The 13775-nt window shown below is 70.9% G+C and carries 11 protein-coding genes; 6 read left to right on the top strand and 5 right to left on the bottom strand.

Annotated features, from left to right (window positions below; translation table 11 throughout):
* Window positions 1-23: 23 nt before the first annotated feature.
* From rpoB to ACWEPL_RS29395, 3 genes are all read right to left on the bottom strand, one after another.
* Window positions 24-3476 carry a DNA-directed RNA polymerase subunit beta gene (gene rpoB, locus ACWEPL_RS29405; protein ID WP_363982097.1) on the bottom strand — a complete coding sequence of 1151 codons (3453 nt, stop codon included), beginning with the start codon at window positions 3474-3476 and terminating at the stop codon, window positions 24-26.
* A gap of 586 nt (window positions 3477-4062) precedes the next feature.
* Window positions 4063-4572, bottom strand: coding sequence for a 6-pyruvoyl trahydropterin synthase family protein (locus ACWEPL_RS29400; protein ID WP_452438048.1), 510 nt, complete (start codon window positions 4570-4572; stop codon window positions 4063-4065).
* Window positions 4544-5284: a 7-cyano-7-deazaguanine synthase gene (locus tag ACWEPL_RS29395; protein WP_452438047.1), complete on the bottom strand. Its 741-nt coding sequence runs from the start codon at window positions 5282-5284 to the stop codon at window positions 4544-4546. Before ACWEPL_RS29395 ends, ACWEPL_RS29400 begins: the two co-directional genes overlap by 29 nt.
* Window positions 5285-5401: 117 nt before the next feature.
* On the opposite strand from ACWEPL_RS29395, the gene ACWEPL_RS29390 reads away from it, so the two are divergent.
* Window positions 5402-6244, top strand: a complete 843-nt coding sequence (locus ACWEPL_RS29390) for a TauD/TfdA dioxygenase family protein (RefSeq protein ID WP_452438046.1) — start codon at window positions 5402-5404, stop codon at window positions 6242-6244.
* A gap of 8 nt (window positions 6245-6252) precedes the next feature.
* On the opposite strand, the gene ACWEPL_RS29385 is transcribed toward ACWEPL_RS29390, so the two are convergent.
* Window positions 6253-7137: a helix-turn-helix transcriptional regulator gene (locus ACWEPL_RS29385; protein ID WP_363982109.1), complete on the bottom strand. Its 885-nt coding sequence runs from the start codon at window positions 7135-7137 to the stop codon at window positions 6253-6255.
* Between the two features lie 122 nt (window positions 7138-7259).
* On the opposite strand from ACWEPL_RS29385, the gene ACWEPL_RS29380 reads away from it, so the two are divergent.
* The 5 genes from ACWEPL_RS29380 (at window position 7260) to ACWEPL_RS29360 (ending at window position 12806) form a co-directional block, all read left to right on the top strand.
* Window positions 7260-8150, top strand: coding sequence for a sensor histidine kinase (locus ACWEPL_RS29380; RefSeq protein WP_363982112.1), 891 nt, complete (start codon window positions 7260-7262; stop codon window positions 8148-8150).
* 11 nt (window positions 8151-8161) lie between these two features.
* Window positions 8162-8842, top strand: a complete 681-nt coding sequence (locus ACWEPL_RS29375; protein ID WP_363982115.1) for a response regulator transcription factor — start codon at window positions 8162-8164, stop codon at window positions 8840-8842.
* Window positions 8843-8947: 105 nt separating this feature from the next.
* The gene (locus ACWEPL_RS29370) at window positions 8948-10000 is read left to right on the top strand and encodes an ABC transporter substrate-binding protein (RefSeq protein ID WP_452438045.1); all 1053 of its coding nucleotides are present in this window, start codon (window positions 8948-8950) and stop codon (window positions 9998-10000) included.
* Entirely contained in the window at window positions 9997-11718 is a 1722-nt protein-coding gene (locus ACWEPL_RS29365; protein ID WP_452438044.1) for an ABC transporter permease, read from the top strand. The genes ACWEPL_RS29370 and ACWEPL_RS29365 overlap by 4 nt, the downstream gene beginning before the upstream one ends.
* Complete coding sequence (locus ACWEPL_RS29360; RefSeq protein ID WP_363982124.1) at window positions 11715-12806, top strand: ABC transporter ATP-binding protein; 1092 nt, start codon at window positions 11715-11717, stop codon at window positions 12804-12806. Before ACWEPL_RS29365 ends, ACWEPL_RS29360 begins: the two co-directional genes overlap by 4 nt.
* On the opposite strand, the gene ACWEPL_RS29355 is transcribed toward ACWEPL_RS29360, so the two are convergent.
* Window positions 12801-13592, bottom strand: coding sequence for an SDR family oxidoreductase (locus tag ACWEPL_RS29355; protein WP_452438043.1), 792 nt, complete (start codon window positions 13590-13592; stop codon window positions 12801-12803). The two genes, ACWEPL_RS29360 and ACWEPL_RS29355, sit on opposite strands and share 6 nt — an antisense overlap.
* Window positions 13593-13775 lie beyond the last annotated feature (183 nt).

Raw genomic sequence — 13775 nt, 5'->3', positions numbered from 1 at the left:
GCCGGATCTCGCTGGGGGCGGGCTCAGATCTCCTCGACGCTGCTCGGCTCACGCCGGGACAGGTCGATGCCGAGCTCTTCCGCCGCGCGGAAGACGTCCTCGTCCGTGTCGCGCATCTCGATGGACGTGCCGTCGCTGGAGAGCACCTCGACGTTGAGGCACAGCGACTGCATTTCCTTGATGAGGACCTTGAAGGACTCCGGAATGCCCGGCTCGGGAATGTTCTCGCCCTTGACGATGGCCTCGTAGACCTTCACCCGGCCGAGAACGTCGTCGGACTTGATGGTCAGCTGCTCCTGGAGCGCGAAGGCGGCGCCGTACGCCTCCAGCGCCCACACCTCCATCTCACCGAATCGCTGGCCACCGAACTGCGCCTTACCACCCAGCGGCTGCTGGGTGATCATCGAGTACGGACCCGTCGAACGCGCGTGGATCTTGTCGTCGACCAGGTGCAGCAGTTTCAGGATGTAGATGTAGCCGACCGCGATGGGGTAGGGGAACGGCTCGCCACTGCGACCGTCGAACAGCTGCGCCTTGCCGCTGCGCTGCACCATCCGGTCACCGTCGCGGTTGGGGACGGTGTTGTCGAGGAGGCCGACGATCTCCTCCTCGTGGGCGCCGTCGAAGACCGGCGTGGCCATGTTGGTGCGCGGGGCCACCTTCTCGAAGCCCTTGTCACGCAGCCGCTCGGCCCAGGCCTCGGCGATGCCGGAGATGTCCCAGCCGCGGGCGGCGATCCACCCGAGGTGGGTCTCCAGCACCTGGCCGACGTTCATCCGGCCGGGCACGCCCAGCGGGTTGAGGATGATGTCGACCGGCGTGCCGTCCTCCAGGAACGGCATGTCCTCGACGGGCAGGATCTTGGAGATGACGCCCTTGTTGCCGTGCCGACCGGCCAGCTTGTCGCCGTCGGTGATCTTGCGCTTCTGGGCCACGTAGACGCGGACCAGCTCGTTCACACCCGGAGGCAGCTCGTCGCCCTCCTCGCGGGAGAACACGCGGACGCCGATGATCTTGCCCTGCTCGCCGTGCGGCACCTTCAGCGAGGTGTCACGGACTTCGCGGGCCTTCTCACCGAAGATCGCGCGCAGCAGCCGCTCCTCCGGCGTCAGCTCGGTCTCACCCTTCGGGGTGACCTTGCCGACGAGGATGTCGCCCTGCGTGACCTCGGCGCCGATGCGGATGACGCCGCGCTCGTCGAGGTCGGCCAGGACCTCCTCGGAGACGTTCGGGATGTCCCGGGTGATCTCCTCGGGGCCCAGCTTGGTGTCGCGGGCGTCGACCTCGTGCTCCTCGATGTGGATCGAGGAGAGCACGTCGTCCTGCACCAGCCGTTGCGAGATGATGATCGCGTCTTCGTAGTTGTGGCCCTCCCACGGCATGAACGCCACCAGGAGGTTCTTGCCCAGCGCCATCTCGCCCTTGTCGGTGCAGGGGCCGTCGGCGATGACCTGGTTGACCTCCACCCGGTCGCCCTCGGCGACGATGGGCTTCTGGTTGAAGCTCGTGCCCTGGTTGGAGCGGTCGAAGGTCGCCAGCCGATGTGTCGTGCTGGTGCCGTCGTCGTTCGAGATCGTGATGTAGTCGGCGGAGACCTCCTCGACCACGCCGGCCTTCCCGGCGCTGATGACGTCACCGGCGTCAGTGGCGGCACGGTATTCCATGCCGGTTCCGACCAGCGGCGCCTCGCTCTTCAGCAGCGGCACCGACTGGCGCATCATGTTCGCGCCCATGAGCGCCCGGTTGGCGTCGTCGTGCTCCAGGAAGGGGATCATGGCCGTGGCCACCGACACCATCTGGCGCGGCGACACGTCGATGTAGTCGACCTCCTCGGCCCGCATGAGCTCGGTCTCACCGCCCTTGGTGCGGACCAGGACGCGGGACTCGGCGAACGAGCCGTCGGGGTGGAGCACCGTGTTGGCCTGCGCCTTGACGTAGCGGTCTTCCTCGTCGGCCGTGAGGTAGTCGATCTGCTCGGTGACCTTGCCGTCGACGACCTTGCGGTAGGGAGTCTCGATGAAGCCGAAGGCGTTGAGCCGGCCGAAACAGGCGAGGTAGCCGATGAGGCCGATGTTGGGGCCTTCAGGGGTCTCGATCGGGCACATCCGGCCGTAGTGGGACGGGTGCACGTCGCGGACCTCGAAGCCGGCCCGCTCACGGGACAGACCACCGGGGCCCAGGGCGTTCAGCCGCCGCTTGTGCGTCAGGCCGGACAGGGGGTTGGTCTGGTCCATGAACTGCGACAGCTGCGAGGTGCCGAAGAACTCCTTCATGGACGCCACGACCGGGCGGATGTTGATCAGGGTCTGCGGCGTGATCGCCTCGACGTCCTGCGTGGTCATGCGCTCGCGAACGACGCGCTCCATGCGGGCCAGGCCCAGGCGGACCTGGTTCTGGATGAGCTCGCCGACGTTACGGATCCGCCGGTTGCCGAAGTGGTCGATGTCGTCGGTCTCCAGCGGCCGGTCCGCCGGCTCCGCACCGGCGTGCAGCCGCACCAGGTATTCGACCATCGCCACGATGTCTTCCTCGGTCAGGACGGTGACGTTGATGTCGGTGTCCGAGCCGAGCTTCTTGTTGACCTTGTAGCGACCGACCTTGGCCAGGTCGTAGCGCTTGGGGTTGAAATAGAGGTTCTGCAACAGGGTCTGCGCCGACTCCTTGGTCGGCGGCTCACCCGGCCGCAGCTTGCGGTAGATGTCCAGCAGCGCGTCATCCTGGCCGGCCGTGTGGTCCTTCTCCAGGGTGGCCCGCATCGACTCGTACTGGCCGAACTTCTCGAGGATCTGCTCGCTGGTCCAGCCCAGCGCCTTGAGCAGCACCGTGACGGCCTGCTTGCGCTTACGGTCGATGCGAACACCGACGCTGTCGCGCTTGTCGATCTCGAACTCCAGCCAGGCACCCCGCGACGGGATGACCCTGCAGCCGAACAGGTCCTTGTCGGACGTCTTGTCCACATTGCGTTCGAAGTAGACACCGGGCGAACGCACCAGCTGCGAGACCACGACACGCTCGGTGCCGTTGATGATGAATGTGCCCTTCGGCGTCATGAGCGGGAAATCGCCCATGAACACCGTCTGGCTCTTGATCTCACCGGTGGTGTTATTGATGAACTCCGCCGTCACGAACATCGGGGCGGAGAAGGTCATGTCCTTGTCTTTGCACTCATCCACGGAGTACTTCGGCGGCTCGAATCGGTGGTCGCGGAACGACAAGGACATGGTCCCCGAGAAGTCCTCGATCGGACTGATCTCTTCGAAGATCTCTTCGAGGCCCGACTGAGCCGGGACGTCCTTGCGCCCGGCCTGGCGAGCCGCCTCTACCCGGGCCTTCCACCTCTCGTTCCCGAGCAGCCAGTCGAACGACTCGGTCTGCAGAGCGAGAAGGTCAGGAACTTCGAGGGGCTCCTGGATGCGCGCGAAAGACACGCGACGGGGACCAGCGGGTACGGCGGAGGCGTTGCGCGAGGCTGCCAACAGATGTCCTTCCGGGAGCTGACGGCGGGACTGAATGCGCGCATGCCGAGCGCCCGGCAGTCACCGGGACATGAGGCGTCGAAAGGCAGCGCGGAATGGCAGCATAAACCGAGAGGGACATGGATGGCAACATTTAATGTTGATGTCAACCTCTCTCCCGCCTTAGGATCGCACACCCTCCTAGTCGTCGTCAACTTCAACACCACGGCTCCACCCACACGACCACCCCCCGGCCCCGCCGCCCCGACCGACGGGGGCACCCCTCGACGACAAGCCGCCACCCGGCTCCGGCCCACGATGACCAGGCCGGACCCGGCGACCTTCGCCCAAGCGCGCAGGCCCACGCACCCGGCGCCGTGTCACGGAGAGGGAGGTGCGCATCGTGGTGGACCCGGTCGAAGGGGCAGTGCCGGTGGGCCACGCCGGGGCTCAGCCGTGGCCGCCCGGACGAGGACGGCGGTGGCGGCGACGGGCCGAGGGCTGTGGCGGCGGGCCGAGGGAGGCGGTGGTGGCGGACCGAGGAGGCGACGGCGGGCCGGGGGCGGTGGTGGCGGGCCGAGGGCGGCGCATCGGGCGACGGCCGCGTTCACGCACCGCTGACCGTGTCGGCGGCCGGCGACCGGGTGGCGGGCGTCGCGCCGGCCTGCGGCCGGAACTCCGCGGCGTTGACGTGCGTCTCGGTCACCTTCACCCTGGCCACGGCGGCGCCCGCGGCGTGCGGCAGGCCGGCCAGCAGGCTCTGCGCGGCCCTGCCGAGCATCACCGCCACCGCCTCGACCGTGGGATACGGCAGATCCCTGGCGTACGGGTGCTCACCGAACAGGTAGACCTTGCTGCCATGGGCCACCAGGAGCGAGGCCAGCGGGTCATCGATCCCCAGCATGGCGCCATGATCGAGGTGCTCGTCGACGAAAGCCCGCAGAGCCTTCTTGAACGCGCCGAACTCCACCACGGTCTGCTCTTCGCTCAAGCAGGCCGCCCGCACCGTGACCTCGGCCCACCAGGAGTGGCCGTGCAGGTTCACGCACTTGCCCGCCAGGTGCGGGAGCCGGTGCGCGGTCTCGAAGTTATGCCGTACGCAGATCTGATGCGTCATCACTGGCCTCACCTTCGTAGACGGTCGGGTCGGGCGCTCCGCTCAGCGAGAAGGCGTCCCTGCGTGACACGCACGCCAGGCACACGCCGCAGTGGACCGGGCCGTCGAGGTAGCAGGTCCAGCTCCTGCCCATCGGCGCGTCCAGGCGCAGGCCGTAGGCGACGACGTCCTCCTTGAGCATGCCGAGGAAAGGCGTCTCGACACGGGGAAGGTGGAACCCGCGGCCGCCGAGGCGGATCATCTCGCGGTAGGCGTCGAAGAAGTCGGGCCTGCCGTCGGGCATCGGATGGCCCTCCGGGGTGCGGTGGATGCCGAGCGCCACCACGTCGGCGCGGCGGGCCATCGCGACGGCCACGGCCATGTCGGCGATGAAGGCGTTGCGGTTGGGGATGGTGATGGAGCGCAGGGCGGCGCCGGTGGGCACGAGGGTCGGCACGTCCTGGGCGCGGTCGGTGAGCGAGCAGCCGGTCAGCAGGGGGCCGAGACCGGTGATCGTGATCGTGTGGTGCTCGGCCTCCAGGTGGGCCGCCACCTCCCGGGCGGCCGCCAGCTCCCGCGGGCCGTTGCGCTGGCCGTAGTCGAAGGAGATCAGCAGCAGGCGGTGGGTCGCGCGGTAGTGGGCGGCCAGCACCGTGGAGTCCAGCCCGCCGGAGAAGACCACCACGGCCGACGGCGGGACGACCTCGGGCGCGGAACTCATCGCACTCCTCACCGACCACGAAAGATTGCCGAACGTAACGCTATATCACTCTCCGTAAATGAGCGGCCGCGTGCGGGGGTATCGATCCGGCGAACGTACTACCGGAGACCACCGAAGGCAGGCGCGTCGATGTCCGTCCCACCCCCGTCCGATCCGACCATCGACGTCCGGCGGCAGGAGCCGTTCGGCGCGCGGCTGCTGGGCGGCGGGGACGCCCGGCTCGCCGGGCTGCCGCCGGAGCGGCTCCTGGACCTGGTCGCCGAGCATCACCTGGTCGTCCTGCGGGGCTTCACGGGGGCCGCGACCGACGAGGAGTTCGAGGAGTTCGCCGGTGGGCTGGGCGAGCCGGTGGCGTGGAACGGCAGCCGGACGTTCTACGTGGAGGCGCACGCCGAGCCGGAGGACCACCTCTTCGAGACGGGGTTCATGCCGATCCACTGGGACGGCCTCTACATGAACGCCGGGAGCGCGCCCGACCTGCAGATCTTCCAGTGCCTGCGGGCCACCGACCCGGTCGTGGGCGGGGCGACGCTGTTCTGCGACACGACGCTGGTCCTGGCCGACGCCGACCCGGAGACGCGGGCATTGTGGGAGGGCCTGACGTTCCGCTACGAACGGCCCACCGCCGGCGGCGAAGTGGTGACGCGCGAGGTGCCGCTCGTCGTGCCCCATCCGCGTCTCGGCCATCCGACCCTGAGGTTCTCCGAGCCCGTTCCCGAGGACGTCGTCATCATCAACCCGACCACCACCACGCTGCCGCGCCCGCCGGCGGGCCACGACGCCACGCGGATCATCGAGGGGATCCGCCGGGCGCTCTACGACCCCCGGCACATGTACGCCCACCGCTGGCAGGCCGGCGACGTCGTGATCGCCGACAACCAGACCCTGCTGCACACCCGCGAGCCGTACCCGGCCGGCGTGCCCAGGAAGCTCCGCCGGGTCACGACCCGGCTCGGGGCCCGGTTCTCATAATCCGTGGGTCACGGGTGGCGGTGGTCCGCGGCGGGCTTCGAGGCGTGCTCGGAGGCGGCCAGGTCGAGCAGGACCATGGCGTCGTACTCGGGCGTGCCGGGCTCGGCGTAGTAGGCGACCAGGCGGTGGCCGGGGGTGCCCTCCAGCTGCATGGACTGGTAGCCGAGGGTGAGATCGCCGACGTCCGGGTGGTGGAAGGTCTTGCGGCCCTGGGTGTGCGCCCGCACGTCGTAACGCTCCCACAGGCGGGCGAACTCCGGGCTCTTGGACAGCAGTTCGTCCACCAGTTCGGCCAGGTCGGGGGCGTCCGGCTCGGTGCCGGCCAGCGCGCGCAGGCGGCCGACGCAGGCCCGGATCTGCTCGTCCCAGTCGTCGTACAGGTCCGGGGCGTCGGGGTGGAGGAAGACGTAGCGGACCACGTTGCGCTGCGTGATCGGCCACTTCTCCATCCCGGCGAACAGCCGCATCCCGCTCGGGTTGCAGGCGAGCACGTCCATGGTGCGGCTGACCACGTGCGCGGGGTTGGGCCGCAGGCTCTCCAGCAGCAGCTTGATCCCGGACGGCACCGACCGGCTGGGCGGGGACGACGGTTCGGGCGCGGGGCGGGCGGCGCACGCGGCGAGGTCCCGCAGGTGCTCGTGCTCGCGCTCGTCCAGCAGGAGGGCGCGGGCGAGCGCGTCGACCACGGACGGGCTGGGCCGGGTCTCCTTGCCGCGCTCCAGGCGCGTGTAGTAGTCGATGCTGACCCCGGCCAGGGTGGCCAGCTCCTCCCGGCGCAGCCCGGGCGTGCGCCGCAGGCCGGGACCGGCCGTGAGACCGGCCTCGGCGGGGGTGACCCGCGCACGGTGGGCCCGCAGGAAGTTCCCCAGCTCACTGCCAGTTTTTGGTCCCATATCTCCCAGTGTGTCAGGCCCGGCGGGGCATTCCTGACACCCCGTCGGATCACCGCTTCCGCCATGCGTACCGGTACGTCATCCTTTTCACGATGCCGCACGTTTCGGCGAGGGAGGCGTGGATGGGATGGAAGGAGTTGTCCGGCATCGCCAGGTCGCCGCGATTACCCCTGCTGACCGGCGTGATCGGGGTCGCGGGCGCGGTGGCGGCGGTGCTGACCGGGACGTGGCCGGCGCCGGCGGCGTTCGCCGGGCTGCTCGGCGGCGCCGGGCTGGCGGTGGCCGCCATGCGGCGGGCGGCCGTGGCCCAGCAGGCCGAGCTGGCCAGGCTGGGCGAGCTGGTAGAGCGGCGGGCCGAGCAGGTGACGGCGCTCAGCCACGAGCTGCGTACGCCGCTCAGCATGATCAAGGGAGCGGCGGACCTGCTGGGAGAGGGCAGCCCCGGGCCGCTGACCCCGGATCAGCAGCGCTTCATCACCATCGTGGACCAGCAGTGCGCGCAGGTCATCGCGTTGTGCGAGAGCCTGCTCACCCAGGCCAAGATCGAGGCGGGGCTGTTCACGCCGCGGCTGGAGCAGGTGGACGTCTCGGTCGTGGCGCGCGACGTGGTCATCGCCATGCGCGCCCTGTGCGCCGAGCGCAAGCAGCACATCACTCTTGACACCCCGCAGGTCACGCCGCGTATCCAGGCCGACCCCATGCTGATCGTGCAGGCCCTGACCAACCTGCTGTCCAACGCCGGCCGGTTCACCACCGTGGGCGGCGGCATCGACGTGCGGGTGGCCGTCATCGACACGGGGATCGCGGTGTACGTCACGGACGACGGCGCGGGAATGACCCGGGAGCAGCGGCGGCGCCTGTTCCAGCGGTTCGTGACCGGCCGCCCGCTGGCCGACGGCACCGGGCTCGGCCTGGTCATCACCAAGACGATCATCGAGCTGCACGGCGGATCCATCATGGTGGACACCACGTCGATGCACGGCACCACCTTCCTGTTCACGCTGCCGGGCTAGGGAGAGCCTCCATGTCCACCGCACTCGTCGTCGACGACGAACCCCAGATGACCGCGATCATCGCCTTCGCGCTCACGACGCAGGGCTTCCACGTGATCGAGGCGCACGAGGGCGCGACCGCCATGCACCTGCTCCGTACCCACCACGTGGACCTGGTCGTGCTCGACGTGCTCATGCCGGCGCTCGACGGGCTCTCCCTCTGCGAGCTGATCAAGGCCAAGTACCCCAATGTCGCGATCGTGCTGGTCACCGCGCTCTCCCGGCCCGAGGAGGTCATCGCCGGGCTGGAGCGGGGCGCGGACGACTACGTGACCAAGCCGTTCCACCCGAGGGAGCTCGTCCTGCGGGCGCGGGCCGTGCTGCGCCGCTACACCGGCCCCGCGCTGCTGCGGGTCGGCGACCTGGTCATCGACGCCGCCCGGCACACCGTCACGATCGGCGGGCGGCGGCTGACCCTGACGGACACCGAGTGCAGGCTGCTCGCCCATCTCGCCGCGCGGCGGGGCACCCCGCAGTCGTGGCAGGACCTGCTGCGGGAGGTGTGGGGCACCACCAACCTGACCGGCGGGCGGGACGTGGTCAAATCCACCGTCTACCGGCTGCGGTCGGCGCTGGAGGCGCTCGACGCCGCCTCGTACGTGCAGACGGTGCGCGGCGCCGGCTACATGATGCCCGACCAGCCCGATCGGTAGGTGACGGCGCCGTCACCAACGCTCACCGCGCTGTCACCGGCGGGGCCCGCCCCGCGGCCTAGCTTTGCGGCATGGCAACCCTTCAGCCGCCCCAGGAGGTCGACGATGGCTTCACCTCTTGCCCGCTCACGTCCGGTCCTGTCGATCGGCGCCGCCCTCGTGCTCGCCTGCTGCGGGTGCACGCGCGCCCCCGGAGCGGCGAGCGCCGACGCCGGGAAGGTGGTGGTCGCGTGCGGCGCCACCGAGGAGTGGTGCGCGGCGATGACCTCCGTCTTCACCTCCGAGACGGGGATCCCGGCGGAGTTCGTCCGCCTGTCCAGCGGTGAGGCCCTCGCCCGGATCAAGGCGGGGCGGGCCGATCCGGAGTTCGACGTCTGGCACGGCGGCCCGGCCGACGGGTACGCCGCGGCGGCCGGCGACGGCCTCCTGCAGGACTACGTCTCGCCGAACGCGGCCGCCATCCCCGACCGGTACAAGGACCCCGACGGCACCTGGACCGGCGTGTACGTGGGCGTGCTCGGCTTCTGCGACAACACCGCGGTCCTCGCCGAGAAGCACGTGCGGGCGCCCACGTCGTGGGAGGACCTGCTGGACCCGGCGTTCAGGCAGAACGTCGGCATCGCGCACCCCTCCACGTCCGGCACCGCGTACACGGCGCTGTGGACGCAGGTGGAGCTGCACGGGGGGGCCGACGACGGGGCGCTGGCGTACATGAGGCGGCTGCACCCGAACGTGCTGCAGTACAGCAAGTCCGGCGCGGCGCCCGCGCAGCAGGCCGCCAGGGGCGAGGTCGGCGTGGGCGTCGTGTTCTCCCACGACTGCGTGGCCACGCGGGAGCAGGGCTTCACCGACCTGCAGGTCACGTTCCCGGCCGAGGGGACGGGCTACGAGGTGGGCGGCGTGGCGCTGCTCAAGGGAGCGCACAACGTGGCCGGCGCGAAGAAGTACGTCGACTGGGCGCTGACGCCGGGGGCGCAGGAGATCGGGCCGACCGTCCACTCGTACCAGGCGCCGACCAACCCGGCCGCGAAGCGGTCGGACAAGACCGCCGACCTGGCCGCGCTGAAGCTCATCGACTACGACAGCACCGCCGCGGGCGCCCGCAAGCTCGACCTGACCCGGCGCTTCGACGCCGAGATCGCGAAGGCCCCCAGATGAGCGCACCCGCCGGCCCCCCGCACGCGCGGGCGCGGCGCAGGCGGCGCCGCGAGACCAGCGTCGCGCTGGCGATCGCCGCCTGCGTCGTCCTCGTCCTCGCCGGCAGCGTCTTCCCGCTCGGCACGGTGCTCGCCTCGGCGCTGTCGGCCGAGGCGTGGCCGCGCTATGCCCGGTTCTTCACCTCGCCGGTCGACCTGCGGATCCTCTGGAACACGCTCGTCCTCGGCGTGCTGGTCGGCCTGTGCGGCACGGCGATCGGCTTCCTGTTCGCCTTCGTGCAGACCCGGCTGGACGTGCCGGGCAAGCGGCTGCTGCACCTCGTCGCGCTGATGCCGGTGGTGAGCCCGCCGTTCGCGGTGGCCACGGCCACGATCGTGCTGTTCGGCCGGCGCGGGATGGTGACGCACGACCTGCTGGGCGTCGAGTACGACGTCTACGGGCTGGACGGGCTGGTGTTCGTCCAGTCGCTGTCGCTGTTCCCCGTCGCCTACCTGGGGCTGCTCGGCATGATGCGCGGCCTCGATCCGGCCATGGAGGAGGCCGCGATGACCATGGGCGCGTCCCGGTGGCGCGTCTTCAGGACCGTCATGCTGCCGCTGCTCGCGCCGGGGCTGGCGGCGCCGTTCCTGCTGCTGTTCGTGGAGGCCGTCGCGGACCTGGCCAACCCGCTCGTCGTGAGCGGCGACTACACGGTGCTGGCCAGCCGTGCCTACCTGGCCGTGACCGGCGAGTACGACACCACGGGCGCGGCCGTCTACAGCCTGATCCTGCTGGTGCCGTCCGTGGGCGTGTTCGTGGCGCAGCGGTACTGGCTGGGCCGCAAGGTCCGCACCACGATCACCGGCAGGCCGTCCGGCAGCGTGCACCCGGTCACGAGCTGGGTGCGCTGGCCCGTCCTCGCCCTGGCGGTGCTGGTCGCGCTGGTCATCGTCAGCCTCTACGGCACCATGGTGGCCGGCGGGGTCACAAGGGTGTTCGGCGTGGACAACGCGCTCACGTTCACGCACCTGCGCGAGGTGCTGCTCGGCGTGGGCCAGGAGGCGCTGAAGGACACGACCCTGCTGGCGGCGATCGCCACCCCGGTCGCCGGGGGGTTCGGGCTGCTCATCGCCTGGCTCGCGGTGCGGCAGCTGGCTCGGACGGGCGGCTGGCTGGACTTCGCCGGGACGCTCGGCGTGGCCGTGCCGGGTACGGTGCTCGGCATCGGCTACGTGCTGGCCTACCGGCCCGCCCGGTACGTCGGCGACCTGCTGGTCCTGCCCGGCTTGGTGGGCGGCAGCGCGGTGGCGGGCGGGGCGCTGGCGATCGTGCTGGCGTACGTCGTCCGTTCCGTCCCGGCCGGGCTGCGTACGGGCACGGCGGCGCTGTCGCAGCTGCACCCGAGCCTGGAGGAGGCGTCGAGGAACCTCGGCGCCGGCCCGCTGCGGACCTTCCGCAAGGTCACGCTGCCACTGATCCGCCCGGCGCTGCTCACCGGGCTCAGCTACGGCTTCGCGCGCTGCATGACCTCCGTCTCGACGATCATCCTGCTCGTCACCCCGGGCACGCACATCATCACCTCGCAGATCCTCAGCGCCGCCAACACCGGCCGCTACGGGGTCGCGTTCGCCTACTGCACGGTGCTGACCGCGATCGTGCTGGCCGGCTTCGGGGTCATCCGGCTGCTCGTCGGGCGCTCCGCGACACTCCACCGCTCCCCCGGAAGGCAGGAACGATGACGGACGAGACCCGCAGGGGGCGCCTCCACCTGGACGAACTGACCAAGGCGTTCCTCGGCCGCGCCGGCGCCCCCGTCGTCGCGGTCGACACGATCACGCTCGACGTGGCGCCCGGCGAGTTCATCACGCTGCTCGGGCCCTCCGGCTGCGGCAAAACCACGACGCTGCGCATCGTGGCCGGGCTGGAGGAGGCGTCGAGCGGGCACGTGCGGCTGGACGGCGAGGTCATCGACGGGCTGCCGCCGCAGCGCCGCCCGATGGCCATGGTGTTCCAGAGCTACGCCCTGTTCCCACACCTCACCGTGGGCGAGAACATCGCCTACGGCCTGCGTACCCAGCACCGGGCCAAGGACGAGACCGACACCGCCCTCCAGATCGCCCTCACCAGCATGAACCTCGTCGGCCTGGAGAACCGTGCCCCGCACGAGCTGTCCGGCGGCCAGCAGCAGCGCGTCGCCCTGGCCCGCGCGCTCGTCGTCCAGCCCGAGGTGCTGCTGTTCGACGAGCCGCTGTCGAACCTGGACGCCAAGCTGCGCGGCGCCATGCGCGCCGAGATCCGCCGCATCCAGCGCCGGCTCGGCATCACCAGCCTGTACGTCACCCACGACCAGGACGAGGCGATGACCATGTCGGACCGCGTGGTGGTGATGAACAGGGGCCGGATCGAGCAGGCGGCCACCCCCGCCGACATCTACTTCCGGCCGGCGACCGTGTTCGTGGCGGACTTCATCGGCCGGGCCAACTTCGTCGAGGTCGTGCCCGAGCGGATGGCCGCGGGCGGCGCGGTCGTCACGGCCCTGGGGCGGACCATGACGGTGGCGGCCCACCCCGACGTGCAGGTGAACGCCGCCGCCTACCTCATGGTCCGGCCGGAGACGCTGTCGCTCCGCCCGGCCGCCGAGGGCGGGACCGGCTCGGTGCTGCGGGCCGCCTTCCACGGGCACAGCGTGGACTACGAGGTGGAGACCGCCTCGGGCACCCTGCTGGTGACCGTGCCGGGGCCGGATCCGCAGGGCCTGCTGGCCGAGGGCACGAACGTGACCGTCGCGATCGACCCCGGCCGCGCCTACGTCCTCACCAAGTCATGACAGGTCGGGCAGCCCGAGGTCGAGGTTGGGCCGGTCGATCCCGCCGTCCACTTCGAGCACCTTGCCCGTCACGTACCGGGCGGCCGGGGAGACCAGGTAGAGCACGGCGGCCGCCACGTCCTCCGGTTCGCCGATCCGCCGCAGCGGCGTGGCCTGCTCCATCTGGGCGCGCAGGCCCTCGTCGTTCATGACGATGTCGAGCGCGGAGGTGGCGACCGCGCCGACGGCGACCGCGTTGACCCGGACGGCGGGGGCCAGGTCGAGCGCGGCCAGCCGGGTGTAGTGCGCCAGGGCCGCCTTGGCGGTGCCGTAGGCCAGGTAGCCGCGGCCCGCCACGCGGCCCACGGCGGAGGAGACGTTCACGACCGCGCCGCCGCCCGCCTTCAGCAGGTGCGGGACGGCGGCCCTGGTCAGCTCGTGCGCCACGCCGACGTTTAACTGGAACGCGTTCTCGAGATGCTTCCGTTTCGTGTCGAGGAAGGCGCGGGGCATCGCACCGCCCACGTTGTTGACGACCACGTCCAGGCGGCCGAACGCGGCCGCGGCCCGCTCCGCGAGCTCCTCCGCGGCGCCCGGGAGCGTCAGGTCGGCGGGGACGACCAGGACCCGCCTCCCAGCCTGTTTCACCTGCTCGGCGATGGCGTGGAGCTGGTCCTCCGTGCGGGCGCAGATCGCGACGTCGGCGCCGGCCTGGGCGAGGGCGACGGCGGTGGCCGCGCCGATGCCCCGGCCCGCGCCGGTGACCACGGCCGCGGCGCCGCCGATCTGGAAGCGGTCCAGGATCATGCGCTCAGCCTAAGGACGAACTGCAACCCGTTTCAATACGGCATCCGGCTGCGGCTCGCGACCGCCGCCGCCACCCTCGTCTCGGTCCGTACGACCGACCTCCCTCTCACCGGCCGGCCGCGGCGCGGTGGAGAGGAAGGGTGGGTGGCCCGCGGTTGAGCGAGGGCGGGCCACCCGAGGGCC

The organism is Nonomuraea sp. NPDC004186 (assembly GCF_053603495.1).
Note: the sequence above shows the minus strand (reverse complement) of the source record. Positions and strands in the feature narration are given on the sequence as shown.